This is a genomic window from Spiroplasma citri, assembly GCF_001886855.1.
Classification (GTDB): domain Bacteria; phylum Bacillota_I; class Bacilli_A; order Mycoplasmatales; family Mycoplasmataceae; genus Spiroplasma; species Spiroplasma citri.
Window position 1 is genome coordinate 719,079 of the sequence record NZ_CP013197.1, and the last position, 18,018, is coordinate 737,096.

25 protein-coding genes and 2 pseudogenes are annotated in these 18,018 nt (G+C 23.8%); 20 read left to right on the forward strand and 7 right to left on the reverse strand.

Going from position 1 to position 18,018, the window contains the following annotated elements; genetic code table 4:
• Positions 1-42: 42 nt before the first annotated feature.
• Positions 43-699: pseudogene (locus SCITRI_RS12290) on the forward strand (ATP-binding cassette domain-containing protein).
• A 196-nt stretch (positions 700-895) separates the two neighbouring features.
• Here SCITRI_RS12290 and SCITRI_RS09925 read toward each other — a convergent pair.
• From SCITRI_RS09925 to SCITRI_RS03915, 5 genes are all read right to left on the reverse strand, one after another.
• Positions 896-1,042 carry a hypothetical protein gene (locus tag SCITRI_RS09925; RefSeq protein WP_155522095.1) on the reverse strand — a complete coding sequence of 49 codons (147 nt, stop codon included), beginning with the start codon at positions 1,040-1,042 and terminating at the stop codon, positions 896-898.
• A 664-nt stretch (positions 1,043-1,706) separates the two neighbouring features.
• Entirely contained in the window at positions 1,707-2,348 is a 642-nt protein-coding gene (locus tag SCITRI_RS03895; protein ID WP_071937307.1) for a restriction endonuclease subunit S domain-containing protein, read from the reverse strand.
• Positions 2,349-2,392: 44 nt separating this feature from the next.
• Entirely contained in the window at positions 2,393-3,640 is a 1,248-nt protein-coding gene (locus tag SCITRI_RS03900; protein WP_071937308.1) for an HsdM family class I SAM-dependent methyltransferase, read from the reverse strand.
• A 140-nt stretch (positions 3,641-3,780) separates the two neighbouring features.
• Entirely contained in the window at positions 3,781-4,035 is a 255-nt protein-coding gene (locus tag SCITRI_RS09930; RefSeq protein WP_071937309.1) for a hypothetical protein, read from the reverse strand.
• A gap of 867 nt (positions 4,036-4,902) precedes the next feature.
• Positions 4,903-5,127, reverse strand: coding sequence for a hypothetical protein (locus SCITRI_RS03915; protein WP_237238107.1), 225 nt, complete (start codon positions 5,125-5,127; stop codon positions 4,903-4,905).
• A gap of 286 nt (positions 5,128-5,413) precedes the next feature.
• On the opposite strand from SCITRI_RS03915, the gene SCITRI_RS03920 reads away from it, so the two are divergent.
• Complete coding sequence (locus SCITRI_RS03920; protein WP_071937311.1) at positions 5,414-5,689, forward strand: hypothetical protein; 276 nt, start codon at positions 5,414-5,416, stop codon at positions 5,687-5,689.
• A 22-nt stretch (positions 5,690-5,711) separates the two neighbouring features.
• On the forward strand, positions 5,712-7,325 hold the full coding sequence (groL, locus tag SCITRI_RS03925; RefSeq protein WP_071937312.1) for a chaperonin GroEL: 1,614 nt from the start codon (positions 5,712-5,714) through the stop codon (positions 7,323-7,325).
• Positions 7,326-7,564: 239 nt separating this feature from the next.
• On the opposite strand, the gene SCITRI_RS03935 is transcribed toward groL, so the two are convergent.
• Positions 7,565-7,825, reverse strand: coding sequence for a hypothetical protein (locus tag SCITRI_RS03935; RefSeq protein WP_004029024.1), 261 nt, complete (start codon positions 7,823-7,825; stop codon positions 7,565-7,567).
• 568 nt (positions 7,826-8,393) lie between these two features.
• Here SCITRI_RS03935 and SCITRI_RS03940 point away from each other — a divergent pair.
• Positions 8,394-8,795, forward strand: a complete 402-nt coding sequence (locus SCITRI_RS03940; protein WP_071937313.1) for a hypothetical protein — start codon at positions 8,394-8,396, stop codon at positions 8,793-8,795.
• Positions 8,796-9,403: 608 nt separating this feature from the next.
• Here the strand turns inward: SCITRI_RS03940 and SCITRI_RS12135 are convergent.
• Positions 9,404-9,526, reverse strand: a complete 123-nt coding sequence (locus SCITRI_RS12135) for a hypothetical protein (protein WP_257785689.1) — start codon at positions 9,524-9,526, stop codon at positions 9,404-9,406.
• A 563-nt stretch (positions 9,527-10,089) separates the two neighbouring features.
• Between SCITRI_RS12135 and SCITRI_RS03945 the strand changes: the two genes are divergently transcribed.
• From SCITRI_RS03945 to SCITRI_RS04010, 16 genes and pseudogenes are all read left to right on the forward strand, one after another.
• A complete protein-coding gene (locus SCITRI_RS03945) occupies positions 10,090-10,335 on the forward strand; it encodes a hypothetical protein (protein WP_071891715.1) in 246 nt (81 codons plus the stop codon).
• A 245-nt stretch (positions 10,336-10,580) separates the two neighbouring features.
• On the forward strand, positions 10,581-10,745 hold the full coding sequence (locus SCITRI_RS10540) for a hypothetical protein (protein ID WP_167693716.1): 165 nt from the start codon (positions 10,581-10,583) through the stop codon (positions 10,743-10,745).
• Positions 10,723-11,163 carry a DUF3627 domain-containing protein gene (locus SCITRI_RS03950; protein WP_053391433.1) on the forward strand — a complete coding sequence of 147 codons (441 nt, stop codon included), beginning with the start codon at positions 10,723-10,725 and terminating at the stop codon, positions 11,161-11,163. Before SCITRI_RS10540 ends, SCITRI_RS03950 begins: the two co-directional genes overlap by 23 nt.
• Before the next feature lie 152 nt (positions 11,164-11,315).
• Positions 11,316-12,047 carry a DNA-methyltransferase gene (locus SCITRI_RS03955; protein WP_071937314.1) on the forward strand — a complete coding sequence of 244 codons (732 nt, stop codon included), beginning with the start codon at positions 11,316-11,318 and terminating at the stop codon, positions 12,045-12,047.
• 17 nt (positions 12,048-12,064) lie between these two features.
• Positions 12,065-12,298, forward strand: coding sequence for a hypothetical protein (locus SCITRI_RS03960; protein ID WP_053391431.1), 234 nt, complete (start codon positions 12,065-12,067; stop codon positions 12,296-12,298).
• Positions 12,299-12,347: 49 nt separating this feature from the next.
• Positions 12,348-12,800 (forward strand): hypothetical protein, encoded by a 453-nt coding sequence (locus tag SCITRI_RS03965; RefSeq protein ID WP_147077189.1) that lies wholly within the window; start codon positions 12,348-12,350, stop codon positions 12,798-12,800.
• A 140-nt stretch (positions 12,801-12,940) separates the two neighbouring features.
• The gene (locus SCITRI_RS09935; protein ID WP_155522072.1) at positions 12,941-13,105 is read left to right on the forward strand and encodes a hypothetical protein; all 165 of its coding nucleotides are present in this window, start codon (positions 12,941-12,943) and stop codon (positions 13,103-13,105) included.
• Position 13,106: 1 nt separating this feature from the next.
• Entirely contained in the window at positions 13,107-13,364 is a 258-nt protein-coding gene (locus SCITRI_RS03970; protein WP_053391429.1) for a hypothetical protein, read from the forward strand.
• Position 13,365: 1 nt separating this feature from the next.
• Complete coding sequence (locus tag SCITRI_RS12140; protein WP_257785690.1) at positions 13,366-13,491, forward strand: hypothetical protein; 126 nt, start codon at positions 13,366-13,368, stop codon at positions 13,489-13,491.
• Positions 13,492-13,504: 13 nt separating this feature from the next.
• The gene (locus SCITRI_RS03975; protein WP_071937316.1) at positions 13,505-13,753 is read left to right on the forward strand and encodes a pentapeptide repeat-containing protein; all 249 of its coding nucleotides are present in this window, start codon (positions 13,505-13,507) and stop codon (positions 13,751-13,753) included.
• On the forward strand, positions 13,753-13,965 hold the full coding sequence (locus tag SCITRI_RS03980) for a hypothetical protein (RefSeq protein WP_071937317.1): 213 nt from the start codon (positions 13,753-13,755) through the stop codon (positions 13,963-13,965). Before SCITRI_RS03975 ends, SCITRI_RS03980 begins: the two co-directional genes overlap by 1 nt.
• A 126-nt stretch (positions 13,966-14,091) precedes the next feature.
• Positions 14,092-14,607: pseudogene (locus SCITRI_RS11365) on the forward strand (IS30 family transposase); the annotation flags it as partial.
• A gap of 253 nt (positions 14,608-14,860) precedes the next feature.
• Positions 14,861-15,721, forward strand: a complete 861-nt coding sequence (locus tag SCITRI_RS03995; protein WP_071937320.1) for a formate/nitrite transporter family protein — start codon at positions 14,861-14,863, stop codon at positions 15,719-15,721.
• A gap of 113 nt (positions 15,722-15,834) precedes the next feature.
• Positions 15,835-17,127: an exodeoxyribonuclease VII large subunit gene (xseA, locus tag SCITRI_RS04000; protein WP_071937321.1), complete on the forward strand. Its 1,293-nt coding sequence runs from the start codon at positions 15,835-15,837 to the stop codon at positions 17,125-17,127.
• The gene (gene xseB / locus SCITRI_RS04005; RefSeq protein WP_004029028.1) at positions 17,117-17,338 is read left to right on the forward strand and encodes an exodeoxyribonuclease VII small subunit; all 222 of its coding nucleotides are present in this window, start codon (positions 17,117-17,119) and stop codon (positions 17,336-17,338) included. Before xseA ends, xseB begins: the two co-directional genes overlap by 11 nt.
• Positions 17,339-17,341: 3 nt before the next feature.
• The gene (locus SCITRI_RS04010; RefSeq protein ID WP_071937323.1) at positions 17,342-18,016 is read left to right on the forward strand and encodes a hypothetical protein; all 675 of its coding nucleotides are present in this window, start codon (positions 17,342-17,344) and stop codon (positions 18,014-18,016) included.
• Positions 18,017-18,018 lie beyond the last annotated feature (2 nt).

The window sequence follows — 18,018 nt, forward strand, 5'->3', positions numbered from 1 at the left end:
TTAATTAAAACTGAATAAATATAGTTAGAAAAGGGGTAATCTATGAAACAAGTAGTTATAAAGGAACGCAAAGCAATTGATGCAACGAAATCATTAGTGGGAGTAGTTGATATTACAAAAAAATATAAAAATAAAATTGCTTTGAATAACGTTAATTTAGTGATTAATCCAGGTGATCGGATTGGAGTAATTGGAGCCAACGGAAGTGGTAAATCAACGTTAAGTGAAATTATTTGTGGAATTCGACAACCAACAACTGGTAAAGTTTATCGGCAAGAAAATTTAACAATAGGGTTACAGTTCCAAGAATAAAAATATCCAATTGGGATTTCAGTAATGGATATGATTAAATACTATTTAAATACATTTAATATTCCAATGAAAGATGGGCATTTGCGGGAATTGTTACGAACATATCAATTAATTGGAGTGGAAAATAAATTTGTTGAAGGTCTTTCTGGTGGCCAACAACAACGATTAAATATTTTATTATCAGTAATCCATGACCCAGACTTATTTATTTTAGATGAAATTTCGACTGGATTAGATATTGAAGTCCGATCAGAAATTTTTCATTTTTTACAAGAAAACATTGTTGATAAAGTGAAAGCGATGTTTTTAGTAACCCATATGATGAGTGAAGTTGAAGAGTTTTGTGAAAAATATATTTATGTTCACAATGGTCAATTTAACAAATAACTATTAAAATTAAAATAAAAGAGAAAGGAAATTGATTAATTTTTCTCTTTCTATCAAAAAGTAGCAAAAAATTATATTAATAAATTAACAAAAAAATTAAAATATTTAATTATAACAAGTGAAAATAATGAAGAAATTATTACTAAAATTAAATCAAATGTTGAGGCAATTAATAATTTTACAAAATATAATAGCATTATTTTAAAAAATAGGAATTTAAAAGATTATCTGTTTCTTTTAAAATACATTTTCTTTTTGATTTTAATTCATATGCTTTTTTAACTAGTTCAGTTATTTTTAAAATAAAATCTGAAGAAAAAATAGGAATTTCAATATCTTTCATTTTTTCTTCTCTTAAATGAGGAATTATTGTAGCAATAACAGTACGCCTTTTAGAAGCATATTGACCTATCTCTGTAATTAGTAACGCTATAAATAGATACTCCGGTGTAAGACCAATATTAATACCATTAGAATTTAATCTTAATCTTTCAACTCCTGATGAAATAAATATATTATCGGCATCTGTGATTAGTCCTACTGCGCCAATTTTACAATCTTTAGTAAAAATTTTAAATCATTGACTTTTATATCTTGCTTAATCAATTTATTATATTCAGAAGAAAGATAATAATCAGGATAAAAATCTGCTTCATGATTAACTATATCAGAAGTTCTTATAAAAGATAGTGAATCATTTTTTTATCAATATAATTAATATAATTATCGCTTCCAGGTTCAATACCACTTATCATATCAACTATTTCTCCTAAATCTTTAATATTATGATTTTTTTTAATTCTTTCATGGTATATACGTATACTGGATTATAAAAACTAGCATTTCATATATCTGAGTTTTTTAGTTCATCATATGTTATTGAAAAATTCTTTTTTTAGAAATAGCTAAAAAATCAATATTTAGTTCTTTATAAAATAATTCAATTGCCTTTTTAATTTCATTTTGTGCAAATATATCATTCATAAAAGCTGTTAATTCATTATTAGTTACTGTTTTAAAATAGTTTTATTTGGTATTGGAATTTCATAATTTTTGAGATTTTTTAAAGATAAAAGTTGTTGTATATTTCCTGTTGTCAAACTATACAATTGATGCTTAGCTAGTTTAGTGCGAAAATACGCTACTAAATATTCAGGACTAATAGGAGCAAAAGTATTTAATAATGTGATTGTACCAATATGCCTAGGAATTCCTATAATACCTAAGTACTCTTTTTTATAAATTGCAGAATTTCCTATTATTCCTAAAATAGAAATCAAAACATCATTATCAATAAGATGTGTTCTTTTAAAATTAGTATAGTCTTCTAAAGAAATATATGAATAATCTGAAATAGAATCAAAATTAATAGTTCCTTTAATAGTTCCTTGTTTAATATTTCTTCCATATAAATATCTTACTCCAGATTTATTGTTTCTTTTAATATGAGAATGTTCTCCATCAGATATTTTTTTACTTATTTCTTGTAAAGTTATATATTTTATACCTTTTTTAATATTTCTAACTTTTATGATTTTTAAAAAATAATAAAACATTGGGAGTAATCTATAACCAAATTCTAAATCATTTAATTTAACTGTAAAAATCTTCATTAGTTTTTTTCACTTTCCATAATCTTTAATTCCCATTCTTTATATTCTTTAGAAATATTTTTTATATAATCTTCACTAATTTAATTTCCTCGTCTATCATGACCACAAGTTTCAGCAATTGCCATAAATATTTCATAATTTTCTGGGATTTTTTCTTTTGAAAGTTTTTGGAAAATTAATACACTTGTTTTTGTAGAAGTATTAGGTTGGAAAGTTTCTATTGGTAAATCAATAATTCCCAAAATCCTCCCTTGGTTTTTAATTCAATTTCTTATAAAAGCAAAAGTATCATTACCAAAAATACCATCTGGTAGTACAATAGCCATATTGCCACCTTCTTTTAATAATTGAATATTTCTTTCTATAAATAAAACCTGAGGTGCTTCTTTTTCATTTAATTTACCTTTGCTTCAAATTCCACTTTTTTTATCCTTTTTTCATTTATATGCTAATTCATATTGTTTTAATTTTTCTTCACCTCTAACAGGAATTTTACTTCCAAAAGGTGGATTCGTTAATAAAATACTAAATTTTCCCTTATCTATCTTAATACGTGTTTTATAATCTCACGTATTAATATTTTCTAAGGTATCCTCACAAAAAATACCACTTTTCCCATCTCCTAAAATTGCCATATAAGCCTTTGCAACTCTTGTCAAAAAGTAATCTTTATCTATTTCTCTAATTTTATTTAATGCAACTTCCATTTTCTCTTCTTTTAAATTTTCAGCATTTCAATCAAGTCTTTTTCCTTCAATATCTAATTTATTTCATATATATCGTAAAGATTCAATTAAAAAACCATCGCTACCACAACTAGGATCTATTATTAAGTCTTCATCATTTGGTTCTAATATTTCAACCATCATTTTTACTACATTTCTTGGTGTAAAAAATTGTCCTTGACCACCTTTTAAAGCATGCCCTATAAAAATTTCAAATGCATCAGCAATGATATCCCTTTCTGCTTCAATTAGGCATCAATTTTGAAGTTCGCCAACAATATATATCATGGACTTTGCATCTAAAGAAATGTTATCACTAGAATCTATGTTTTCTTTATATTTGCGTTTTACCTTTTCAAATATATTTAATATTCTCTTTTTAACATCATTTTCATTTTCATTAATACCTGCTCTAAGCTCAATTATTGATTCAGGTTTGGTAAAACGTTCATCATAAATTTTGCAAAAAATAACATTAATTAATTGTTGTGCTAATACCTCATCTCTTGTAGCACCAAGTGTATTTGCAAACAAATGATTACGAATAGCTTTAAATGTTCCTTTCAGATTATGTGTAGGTTTCAGATCTTTTCTTTTAAACATACCAATATCTTCTAATCTTTGCCCATATATTGGTATATTTGGAATCTCAGAAAAATAGACTTTTCCTTCTTTTTCATATTTCTTAATGAAAACTCTCTCATCTCCATTAAATCATACTCCAAGTTGTGCATTACAAAATCTTAGATAATCTTGTAATTGAGATTTGCCGTCATTTCTATTTTTCTTAAAAAAACTCCAATATCAATTGGGTAACTTTTATTTTCATCAGATGGGCGAACTTTAACTCTAAATTGAGGATGTGTTTGAATATTTTCCTTAGGATATCCATAATCTTCAACCAAAATTTTAGAAAAAACTTGAACTGCCTCAATTTCTTCAGAAGTACTCTTTACGGATGTTCCAGAAATATAATCTATAATAGTTTCATTTTTCATTTTTGTAATCTCCCTAAAATTCTCTATTAATTATTCAATAAATGTTACCATAAATCTTATTTCATTATACATAATTAATTTTAATTAAATACAATAAATTTCTTTAATTTTTTAAAAAAGAGTTGCATTTATTTTAAATGATGTTATTAACAAATTAAAAAGAGACAGAATTTGCTGATTGAATATACTTGATGAATTTTTATAAAGAATTTTGTTAAATTTTTGCTTTTTTTAGTAAAAAAAATAAAAAAGGAGAAAAAAATGTTAAAAACAAATTTAGGAAAATTAATAAATGATGATGCTTTATCTTTCATAATAATCACAAAAATAATACCTATAAAAGCATATACAGACATAATAATTAAATGGAAAATCTTTATCATTTCAACTCAATATTGAAAAATAAATAAAAGAACTTAAAAAAACAAAAACCAACAATATACCAAAAAAAACAATTAAACTTAATAAAAAAATATCTTTAATAAAATCTCTCTTTATTTTTTTATATTCCTTAGTTGTTTTAAATTTCATACCCATAATATAGTCTCCTAACTAAATATTTGTTTAATAAACAATGTTATAAATAATGTTTATATAATATTTATTTATTGCAATAAACACTCATTATTAAAAATGTTATAAATAATGCTAATATATTGTTTATTTAATGTTTAATAAACATTGTTAAATATAAAAATAATAAAAATTGGCACACTGAAAAATACTATTTAATTTTTAACAATAGTTATTAAAATATAAAATCATAAGTTTATAATTAAGTTGATATTATTATGGCTCTCTCTCTGTATAAATTATTTTAAATAGAAAGGAGAAATAAAATATCGAAGAAATAATAAATTCATTTTTCTATTTAATAAATTCATTTTTTACAAATGTGATACCATCTATTTTTTGATTATCATGAATGGTATCACCAATTAAAACAATTATTTCACTAATAATAATTTTAATAATAACTTTTAAATTTATTATTTGAATTTTTAATAAATTAACAAATTTATAAATATTTTTATACAGAGAGAAAACCATATTAACAAATTTATAAATATTTTTATACAGAGAGAAAACCATAATAATACCTTAAATATAATTAAATTGATATTTTTACACTATATCACTAGACATTATAGTTTGAGAAGTTTATAATAAAAAAATTGAAAAAAGAATGTTATCTGAGTATATTTCAACTAAATATTAGAGATGATGAAGATGAAATGAATCGTTAAAATAAGATTATCAAAAAGTACTTTATATTGTTCTAAAAATACTTGCATTTTTTAATAAAATTTGTTAAATATATTATTGGCAGTTACATATGCCATTTGCTAATAGTCATATTAATAAGGAGGAATGTTATATGATTAAACCACTAGGAAAAAATATTGTCTTAGAAAAAGAAGAAAAAAAAGAAACATTTATTAATGGAATTTATTTACCAGAAGATGAAAAAAGCAAAAGTCATATTGGAAAAATAATTGCAATTAGTACCGAAGTTAGTAAAGATGAGGCCTTTGAAGCAAAAATAAATAATAAAGTTCTTTATCGCGAATATGCTGGAACTGAAATTGAATTTAATAATAAAAAATTAGTTTTAATTTCGAATGAAGATATCTTAGGTGTAATTGAAGAATAAAATTAAAGGGGGAATAGAAATTATGTCAAAATCAATTAAATTTGCTGAAGAAGCAAGAATGAAGTTACTTAATGGAATTAATAAATTAACTGATGCAGTAAAAGTTACTTTAGGACCAAAAGGAAAATATGTTTTATTAGAAAAAAATTATGGTTCACCATTAATTACTAATGATGGTGTTACAATTTCAAAGGAAATTGAATTAAGTAATCATTTTGAAAATATGGGAGCAAAATTAGTTGCTGAAGTTGCTAATAAAACAAATGATGTTGCTGGTGATGGAACAACAACTGCAATTGTTTTAACTCAGGCAATTGTTAAAGAGGGATTAAAAAATATTACCGCTGGTGCAAATGCTGTAGCTATTCGTAATGGAATTGAAAAAACAGTTAAAGCGATTGTGGATTTACTAAAACAATCAGCAAAGGAAATTAAGTCAAAAGAAGAAATTGCACAAGTTGCAAGTGTCAGTTCAAAAGACCTTGAAATTGGTGCTTTAATTGCTGAAATTATGGCCAAAGTTGGTAATGATGGTGTTATTACGATTGAAGAATCAAAAACAATTAATACTGAAACAAGTGTTACTGAAGGATTACAATTTGATAAAGGATATTTATCACAATACATGGTCACTGATAGTGAAAAAATGTTAACAGAATTTGAAAATCCATATATTTTAATTACGGATAAAAAAATTAGTAATATGAAAGAAATTCTACCAATTTTAGAAAAAATTGTTGAAGAAGGACGTCCATTATTAATTATTGCTGATGATGTTGATGGTGATGTTTTACCAACATTATTATTGAACAAAATGCGTGGTGCTTTTAATATTTGTGTTGTTAAAGCGCCTGAATTTGGAAACAACCGTAAGGATTTATTAGAAGATATTGCTATGTTAGTAAAAGGTAAATTTGTTAATGGTGATTTAGGAATGGATTTAAAAACCTTAACTTTAGATGATTTAGGAACTGCAAAAAAAGTAATTGTTTCAAAAGATACAACAACAATTATTGAAGGAAAAGCGACACGTGCAGAAATTGAAGCTCGCAAAGATTTTATTCGTCATCAAATTGAAAATGAAAAATCAACATTTGAACAAGATAAATTGAAAAAAAGATTAGCTAAACTTGCTAATGGTGTTGGAATTATTAAAGTTGGTGCACCAACTGAAACAGAAATGAAAGAGAAGAAATTACGAATTGAAGATGCCTTAAATTCAACTAAAGCTGCTGTTGAAGAAGGTATTGTTGCTGGTGGTGGAACAGCATTAGTACAAGTGGGAAAAAAATTAGGAAATTTAAAATTAAATGATGAAGAAAGATTAGGATTAAATATTGTATTACGAGCAATTGAAGAACCAGTTCGTCAAATTGCTGCTAATGCTGGTGTTGATGGTTCAATTATTGTTAATAATTTAAAAGAACAAAGTGAAAATATTGGTTATAATGCTGCAACAAATACATGAGAAAATATGATTGAGGCAGGAATTGTTGACCCAGTTAAAGTAACTCGTTATGCTTTACAACATGCTGGTAGTGTCAGTGCCTTGTTATTAACAACTGAAGCTGTTGTAGTAAATAATGATGAAGACAAACAGCCAAAAGCATCAAGTTATCCTGACTTAGGAATTTAATTAACGAAAAATAATACTCAAAAGACTGATTTAAAATCAGTCTTTTTATATATTTATTTTTACTTTATGTAAACTGTAATGAATTAACTTTACTATCTTTTAAATTAACCGTTTTTAATGCACTACCATTGTTATCTTTAAAAACATCATAGGTAAAATCAGCAACTTTTGCATAGCCGCTTTAATAATTCCTTGCACAGTTCTTAAAATCGGATCTAATACTATTTACATTATTAGATTTATAATGTTTTTATCTTATCAATTTTAATATATTCTGAGACAATTCCTAAGATATTGTCTTTAAAATATCAAATTGCAATACAAATTAGAGCAATAATGATTAATAAAATAATTGTATAAATAATTCGTTTAATTTTAAGATATTTAATAATTAAGCATAATAAAATAATCACGATAACCGCAATTGTTGATGGCATTCCAATTGAAATAATTTTATTTCAAATTTCTTGTGATTTTGTTATATTTGTTAAAAATAACATAGTTTTTTCTATCCTTCCTAAGTTATAAAATTTATTATTTATTAATTGCCTTAACAGATAAATTATATCAATTTTATTTATTTATTGTATTAATAAAACAAACTGCTATAATCAAATTGTAAAACCTTTGACTCAGGTTAATAAAATAAACACGATTTGCAAGAAAACGAGGAGTATTTATGTTATTAACCTTTTATTTTATTGAACTCTTATATTTTAAAAGAACAATAATCTTAACTAATTTTTTACTTACAATTTGAATTTCTTTATTTGTAAAAGAATTCAAACCACCTGATGTTTTAAATTTATGTTAAAAAAATAAAAAACAAAAATTTAAAATATTAAAGGGAAAACTAACTATGAAAAAATTATTAGCTTATTTGGGAACAGTAGCTATAGTTGGAAGTGGGATTCCAAGTGTCGTTGCTGTAGTTCATATCATAAAAACATTAATGTAAAATCAATTAAAAATAATATTCAAAATTTTGGGATTGTTACAGCAGGAGAAGCAAGATTTAGAGAAAATCGATGATTTGATCATTCTGAATTAAAACCAACGGGCTATTTTTTGCGAGCAGGTTTTAGTTATAAAATTACTGTAAATACTAATAACATTCCAGTCGCTTTTGTAATTGGGCAATGAGGAACATATGCTGATTTAGGGATTAATGATGAATATTCGCAATTTACCAAATATGGCATTACTGGCAAGATAACTTTAATTACTCCTCATAAATCAGGAATGCTTTATATTGCTGATAATAATCAAACTTCTTTAAAAATATTAAATATAACATCTAATAATCCATGAGGTATTATTAAAGTTCCAACTTTTAAAATAAACGAAACAAATGAAAATGAATTTATTCGTTTAGTTCAAACAACTGATTCACCTTTTGTTGAATTTTGTAGAAACCACACACATTTTGTATTTTTGGTTTTTACAGTTTTGGAAAGTAAATTTTTTTAATATTTTTAATTGAGGAGTTGAAATTATGCAAACAAAGCAATATTTTATTTTGCGGTCCCAAAATATTTGTCAAATAAAAAAAGACAATTTATATTGTCTTTAAAATAATTTATGTTATAATATATACAAATTTGTACTTATTCAGTCGTAACAAATTCCTTAAATATTATGTGAATAATCTTCTTGTCTGCTTGTTTGTGGTTGTCAATGGGAACTCGGTTATGAGTTAAATTCATTCAAGTAGTTCAACATTATTTATTTACTATAATACGACTGAATAAATACAAATTTTTTTAATTTTAATAATTATAATTACTATTGTTTTATTTTCAATAAGTAATAATCATTACTTATTATCGTGATGATACCGTCATTAAAATTATTTGTCAAATATATAATAAATGAAAATTTGCATATATAATACCATATTTTTTTATTTTTTCTTTAATTTTATAAAAACATGCTATAATTAAATAGCAAGTGATGTTGCGAGTTATTCTAGGTTCTACTTGCAAGTTTAAATAAAGAAAAGAAACCTTGCCAGTCAATAGTCTGTGCGATACTATAAATAAAAAAGAGATTTAATATCTCTTTTTTTATTATTTTTATTATTTATTTGCTAATGCTTTTAAAGCTTCCATTAATTCTTTATGATTATAAATATCTTGTTCTCATTCATCAAATTTAGATTCCAATAATTCATAATCTTTTTTAGTCATTTTCTTTGCCATTTTTATTTATAAAACCTCATTTATAGTAAATCATCTTAATATTTACCTATATTCTTTCTATTTTTTCTCATTAATTATATAAAATATAATTGCTTGTAAATACCTTTATTACTTGTTTTAAGGGACATATTAGTTAATAAGTTGTATAATGTACGATGAAGCTCTCCAAAAAAGCAACTCTTGTTAAAGGGTTGCTTTTTTATTTAAAAACCCAAAATAACTAATTGATTCAAAACAAGGACAGCATCTTTAAATATTTATAATTTTTAAAATAATAAAAAAGTTGTTTCCTTTCAGAAAAAACCATATTAAATTAAGAAATTAGTAAATAATTCATATATCTACTTAGTAAAGGTGTTGTCCTTGTTTTGTTTCACTTAGTTATATTAATAAATCAATCGTTAAATATTAGATTGGAAAAACTAAAAATGGAAAAAATCAATATTATGATTAAATGCAGTAAATGCGGAATGCCAAAGCGAATTCATAAAGTTAAACATCGCGGAAAAACAGAATGATTTGAAGATATTTATTATGGTTAATATTAAATTTGATTTATAAAAATGAAAATTATTAAACAACAAAAAATATGTGATGTTATTAATTGTTATAAATTATCATCATTTATAACCGAAGAATTTGAAACAAATAAAATTTTATGAACTTGTGAAAATCACAAAGTTTTATTAAATCAAATTAAGTATATAAACAAAGAAAAAATTTGACTTTATAATAATTTGGAAAATTCAAGGATAGATGTTGATTGAAAAACTGGGTATTTAAAAATCTTTTTTAGTAAAATTAAATAATTCTAATATAACAAGATGGATAACTCATCTATGGCACACTAGTTATGTTATTTGATTTATTAATTTTAATTTTATATTTCTTTTATTAAACTTGTTAATAGTTATTTTCAGTGTGCCAATTTTTACTATTTTATATTTTTAATAATGCTTACAATGTTTATTAACAATGTTTATTAAACATTAAATAAACAATAGATAAACATTAAATATAACAATGTTTATTAAACAAAGGAGTGTGATTAATTATGTTAGGAATTTGAATATTTTTTTTAAAACGTAAATGTCAAATTTGTCATTCTATTTTGAATAAAAAAATTGTTGGTAGTTTGTATTTTAAGTTAAATGTTTGTTCAATGCAGTGTAACCGAAAGCGAGTTGATTTGAGTAATGTATCAGAAACCAAGTTATAAGAAGAATATTAACGTAGAAAATTGCTTTATTCGAAGAGAATTTATAGTTTTTAGAACAGATAAAGCTTCATTTATAAATTTACCTAATCATAATCGTCATATTGGTTTTTGATTGAGTAATAAGTTTATTTATCCGAGTGAAAAAAATTGTAATCAAGTAGCAATCGGTTTGATTTATGATAATTATTATTCTATTGTAAAATATGATGAAAATTTAAAGCGTAATATTTGAAAGAGTTTAACTGGAACGGAATTAATTAATTTATATAATCAATATAAACAAAATTACTCTACTAATATGAAAAAAGCATTATTTTCAAGTGAACCTAAAAAAGTAAAAACAAATAAAAATAATTTCACAAATTTAAGTGTTGAAAAAAAAGAACAATTAATTAAAGACTTAAAAAGTTTAAATTAAAATATTCCCAAAAAAGTTTTAAATAATATACAAAGTTTTAAGATTATATATTAAATAGACATAACATAGAAAGCTCACTGCATATTTTAAAACACAATAGTATAGTGCCTGCGATCACCTTTAAAGTGAAGCGAAAGGCAAAGGGTGAAAAAATGTTTAAAACAAATTTAGGAAAATTAATAAATGGAGATGCTTTGGAATTTATAAAGACATTAGAAAACGATAGTGTTGATTTAATACTAACTGATCCGCCCTATTTATATAATTTATCAAAAAGAGAAAACGAACAAAAAAATGAAAAAAGCAATATAACCAAAAGCATAAATAAATATATTAATGCTATCTATGATAATAATTTACATAATTCATTTGATATAAATACTTATTTAGATGAGTTTTATCGAATTTCAAAAAATAAATTTATTTTAATTTGAATGAATAGACAACAAATTATAGATTATTTAGATTGAGTTCGTAAAAAAGATATGCTTTATGATTTTATCCTTTGAAACAAAACAAATCCAATGCCAACTAATAATCATATTTATCAAGATAAAGAATATTGTATGATAATTTATTCTAAAAAACATCGAATTCCGAATTATAAAAATGATTATGAAAGTAAAAAAACAATTTTTAATTATTCAATCGGAAAAAAATTAACAAGACACCCAACAGAAAAACCATTATATATATTTAATCGATTAATTAGTAAATATAGTAAAGAAAATGATTTAATTTTAGATTGTTTTTTAGGAAGTGGTACAACCGCGTATGCTTGTGAACAGTTAAAACGAAAGTGATTGGGTTGTGAAATAAATAATGAATATTACAAAATAATTAAAAAAAGATTAAAAGATATTCAGTTTAAATTTGAATTTTAAGAGAAAGGAAAGAAAAAATGAATATTGCTTCAATTTTGGCTAAGTTAGAAAAAATAGAATTAGAACAAGAAAAACAAAAACTTTATTTAATTGCATTATCTAATTGTGGTTTGTCTGACTTACAAAAAACAGAATTATTAAACAACATTAATTTAATTGATGAAGAATATAAACAAAAACAAAAAGATAAACGACAAGCTAAAAAATTAGGCCTTAGTTATGCTAAATATAAAAAAATGCAAAAACAATAATTATTTTTTATTAATTAAAAACATAAATTATATAGCAGTTTTAATTGCGATGATGGTTGTATTATCCCAAGTAATGCGAATACAAATTATTTTAAGAACATCAATTCCATTATTTTTAATTCCATTTTTTATTAGTACTTTTATTTTAAATTGATATTGATGTTTATTTATTGGTTTTGTTGGTCATTTATTAGTTGATTTATCATTATGGGGTTTTACGCTAGGATCATTATGTTGAAATTTAGGAACTGGTTTATTAGCAATTTTATTAAGGATTATTTATTTAATAAAATATCATAATTTCTGAAAAATTATCCTACTATTATTAATAAATTTATTAATTTATTTTCCAATTGATTTTATACTTTTTTGATTAAATCTTGGAATTTTAAATATAGAACAAATAATAATCGGAGTTTTAATTGTAAACACAATATGCTTACCAACTTTTTATTTATTAAGTATCAAAATAATAAAAAAAATTAACCAAGGAAATTTTTAAGGAGGTAAAGATGAAAAAGCTAAATAAAAAAACTATTAACAAAATAAATGAATTAATGCTTAGAAGTTATCTAGTTTCAAAAGATGAAATTACTGATGAACATTGAGCATTAGGTAAACAAAATTAAGAGAAATTAAATTATGACTAAAAAATACTTATTAATTATTAAAAATGAATATTTAACTACTTATGCTTATTACACACTAGAAGAAGCAAAAGTGCGAGAAAAAATTGAAAATAATAATTATGGCTTATCAACGGCAATTATTGATTTAAAAGATATTGAATGAAAAGGAAATAAATAATATGAAAGAAATTAGAAATGTACAATTATCAGAATTTCAAAAAGAAATTATTAATAAATTAGATGATAAATACTGCTATAAAATTTCCCGTGGAACTGGAATATATAGTGGATATAATGCAATTAAGATTTTTAATAAAAAAATGGAACACTTATTCACAATAGATGAAAGAGATAATACTGTATCAATAAATAATTACATTAAAAATAGAAAAAAGGAACTGGAATTCTTGGAACTTATATTAAAGGAAAATAAATAATATGTGAAAAGATGAAGATGGCAAAGTTTATACAGAAGAAGATTTATTTAATGAAGCATTAGAAGAATGTCATTCAGAAGAAAGTGCTTATGACTATATTGATACTTTAATTGCAGAAAAGAATTAGGAGGAATTATAAAATGAAAACATTACAAGATTTAATTAAAGATTTAACAGACATTATTGTTGAAGAACAAAAAATAAATGATTATTTAGAATATGAAATATTAGATTTACAAGGTGCTGATTTACGAGGTGTTAATTTATCTTTTGCTGATTTATGTTATTCTAAATTACAAGATGTTGATTTACGTTATGCTGGTTTAAAAAATATTAAAATAACACGACAACAATTAGACCAATTAACTGTTATTGGGGAGGATAAATAATGGGAAAAAGAAAATATTGTGAAGATTGTCAAGAAGACGGATTAAATATTCCTTATGATGGTTATTATTGGTCTTTTTCAGATGAAAGATATACACAAAAAGAAATTGATTTTATTGTTGGCGAATGTTCTGCTAGAGAATTAAGACAAAATTTCAAAGCTAAATTGCATTATGTATGTGCTAGTTGCCTTATTGGAATTTTGCGATGATAATAATTTATTTAAAGTAGTTAATGAATTTGAACATGATGAAAATTGTTCAGAAAAGTTGTTTTTCAAATAAAAAAACAACCCTTTAACAAGAGTTGTTTTGTCCTATTTCATCCTTTATTCTACAAATTTTTAAATTTACGATTTAATATTTTTGGTGATACACCAGCAGAAATTATTCAACGTTTTTTAATAAAGTTTGAGATTAAATTTCCGGTTTGTGTTAAAACACTGTATAAATGAATTCATTTAGGTCTTTTGGGTTTGTTAAAGAAAAATTTATTAAATGGTGGTAGAAAAAATAGAACAAAGAAAAGACCTGATAATCGTGGAAAATTAGATGAAAGATTTAGGTTAATTTGAGATATTGAAAATAAATTTTCTAATGTTGGTTAATTAGAAATGGATACTGTTGTTGGTAAAGGCCATAAATCTGCTATTTTAGTTTTAGTAGAACAATCAAGTAAAAAATACTTTGCTATGAAATTAGAAAATAATACTGCTAATGAAGTTTTAGAAAAACTTGAAGAATTAGTTAGAATTAATGGTTTAGTTGGAAAAATTAAAGGAATAATAACAGATCGCGGAAAAGAATTTAGTAAATTTGAAGAGATGGAAAAGATTACTGGTTCTAATGTTTATTACAATAACTATTACTGAGAAAATTCCTGTTGCTGCTTGATATTTGTATGATAAAAACGATTATCGACAAATATATGGCATTAAAAAATTTGTTATTTGAAATAATAACCTAGTTGAATTATTTTAAAATAAATATAAAAATACTGGTTATTAATTATTTTAAACCTAAATATAATCTAGGTTTTTATTTTTTATGATAAAATAATAAAGTACTATTTGTAGAGAAATAAGATGTGAAAAAGAGGAGAAAAAATGAGTGACGAAATTAAAAAAAGAAGAAAAAGTAGATAATTCAGATAGTTATAGTAATGAGGATAGTTTTGTAAATATTTATAAGTATGCGTTAAAAAAAGGAAATAGTCCATTTTATAAAACATTTTTAATGGGTTTAGCTGCTGGTTTATTTATTGGGTTTGGTTATATTGCTGCAATTACGGCAACAAAGGGAAACTGAGATAATATCCCAATTGGATTAAAATGTTTAGTTTTTGGCCTAGTCTTTACTGTTGCTATTACAATGATTGTTTTTCTTGGTGGAGAGATGTTTACGTCGAATTCTTTAGCATTAATTGTTGTTTTTAAAAAACAATTAAATGTGGGAAGATTTGTTAGTAATTTATTTATTGTTTTAAGTGGTAATTTCCTTGGTTGTTTAGTAATGGCTGGTTTAACGGCGTGAGGCGGTTTTTTAAATCATACGTCTGATTCTGTAACTGATTTTTATAATAATGTTGTAATTTTCATTGATGGAAAATTAGAGCACACATGATGAGAAAACTTTGGGAGCGGGATTTTATGTAACTTTTTAGTTGCTGGATCTATTTATGCTGCACATACGACTAAATCAGCAATTGCCAAATTTTTTGTTGTAAATTTAATTATTATGGCTTTTGCAATTTCTGGATTTTCGCATGTAGTTGCTAATTCATATTTATGATTTTTACAACCATTTTTAAAAATATTTGGTACAAGTGGTGATTGAGCAGATTTTGGGAAATTTGCTTACAATGTTCAATTGCCAACTTTATTTGGGAATTTCTTAAGTGGAGGAATTTTCTTACCATTTTTATTTTATTTTATTTATCGAAAAAATGTAAAAGAGCAATTAGTACTTTAATTTATTTTTTTTAAAAAGAAGAAATGTTATTCCTTTAATAACATTTCTTTTTTAATTATTTTATTGTTTCAATGATATTATTAATTGGAAGATATTGATAATGGAGGGGGCAAATGAGTAAAAATATTTATACGGTTAGTGAAATTAATTATTATTTAAAAACAATTATTGAACAAGAACCAAATTTAATTAATATTTCTTTACAAGGAGAAATTTCTAATATTACAAATCATTCATCAGGACATGTTTATTTTACAATTAAAGATGAAAAAGCACAAATTCGGGCAATTATGTTTGCATTTAATGCAAAAAACTTGCAATTTAAATTAAAAGAAGGCTTAAAAATTATTGCGACAGGTTCTATTAAGGTATATGAACCGCAAGGAACATATAGTTTACAAGTAGTTGCTTTATCTTTACAAGGGGTTGGTACTTTATTTTTAAAATATGAAGCATTAAAGCAAGAATTAAGTAAAAAAGGTTGGTTTGGTCAATCTTTAAAAAAACCAATTCCACGTTTTCCAAATAATATTGGGGTAATAACAGCTCCAACTGGTGCTGCAATTCGTGATATTATTTCTACCATTCATCGCCGTTTTCCACAAGCAAACATTTATTTATTTCCAAGTTTAGTGCAAGGAAGTGAAGCAAAACATGATATTCGAGCAAAAATTAAGGCAGCACAATCCTTTACTCCACACCTTGATACATTAATTGTTGGCCGTGGTGGTGGTAGTATTGAAGATTTATGAGCTTTTAATGAACTGGAAGTTGTTGAGGCAATTTATCAAACAACTATCCCAGTTATTTCAGCTGTTGGGCATGAAATTGATTTTACCTTAGCTGATTTTGTTAGTGATTTACGAGCACCAACACCAACGGCGGCGGCTGAATTAGCAACACCTGATCAAAAAGAATTAATTAATTATTTGCAACAACAACGACGTAATTTAATTAATTTTGTTAAAGGCAGAATTGACAAGATAGGAGATAAACTAAGCGAATTAAAAAATAGTTATGTTCTAACAAGACCACAAGCATTATATACACAATATGAGCATTCTTATCAATTATTATTAAAGCAGTTTAATGTTTTACAAGAAACATTCTTTATAGCAAATAAAAATATGATTCAAAATTATTATCAAACATTGGTAAGAACAATTAAACAACAAATTTTAGCAATTGAACATGAAAAAAATAATTTAGTAAGCAAATTAGACTTGTTAAGTCCTTTAAAAACATTAACTCGTGGTTATAGTATTACTTATAATGATAATAAAAATGTAATATCAACAACACATGATATTAAGAATAATGATATAATAATAACACGTGTGCAAGATGGATTCATTCATTCAATCGTACAAGCAATTAATAAGGATGGTGAAAAAAATGACAAATAATAAATCATTTGAACAAATTTTAGAACAATTAAAGCAAATTGTTAATGATTTAGAAAATAATCAATTGCCATTAGATCAAGCAATTGATGCTTTTGAAACTGGCATTAAATTAACAAAATTAGCAGAAACTAAATTACAAGATATTAAAGATAAAGTCACTAAAATTGTTAAGGATAATAATCCAACTGATTTTAAAGTTAATGAAGAATAATTTATGGCAGGACAAATTTTTGAACGTAGTGGCTGAGTTAAAAAAAATAATATTAAAATTTGAAAAAAATTGCATGAATTAAAATTAAGTCGTGTAATTTTAAAAGATTTTAAAACTTTTGATGAAAAAGATATTTTAATTAAAAATTTTATTTATTTATTACGATTAAATAATTTAGATGAACAAAAATATTTTGATAGTATTATTTTAATTAAATTAGTTTTAATTTATTATCATATGCAATATATTCGTCATAGTGGGGTAAAACGTGAACAAGAACAAATTTTAAAAGTAATTAAGGAATTAAAAAATAAAATTTTTGTTAATTACCTTGGTAATAATTATGAGAAAGCAATTTTTGCAGATATTGATATTACTAATTCAAAAATTAAGATTTATTATAATTTTAATTTACTTTATAACTTTATTGCTAATGTTTTTTATCAACCTTTTATTAACCTGGCAAATCATGAATTATATTTTAATTATGGTTACTATCTTGTGTTTTTAATTAATTTAACAGTAATGAGAAAGTTATTAAAGGATAGCAGTAATGTGGAAATTTATAAAATAAAATTAGATGTAACAGCCCAATGCCATTATTTGATTGGAAAAATTACACCATTATATTTCAATAATTTTGTTCAACAAATTAATTATTTTTTACAAAAATATTAAGT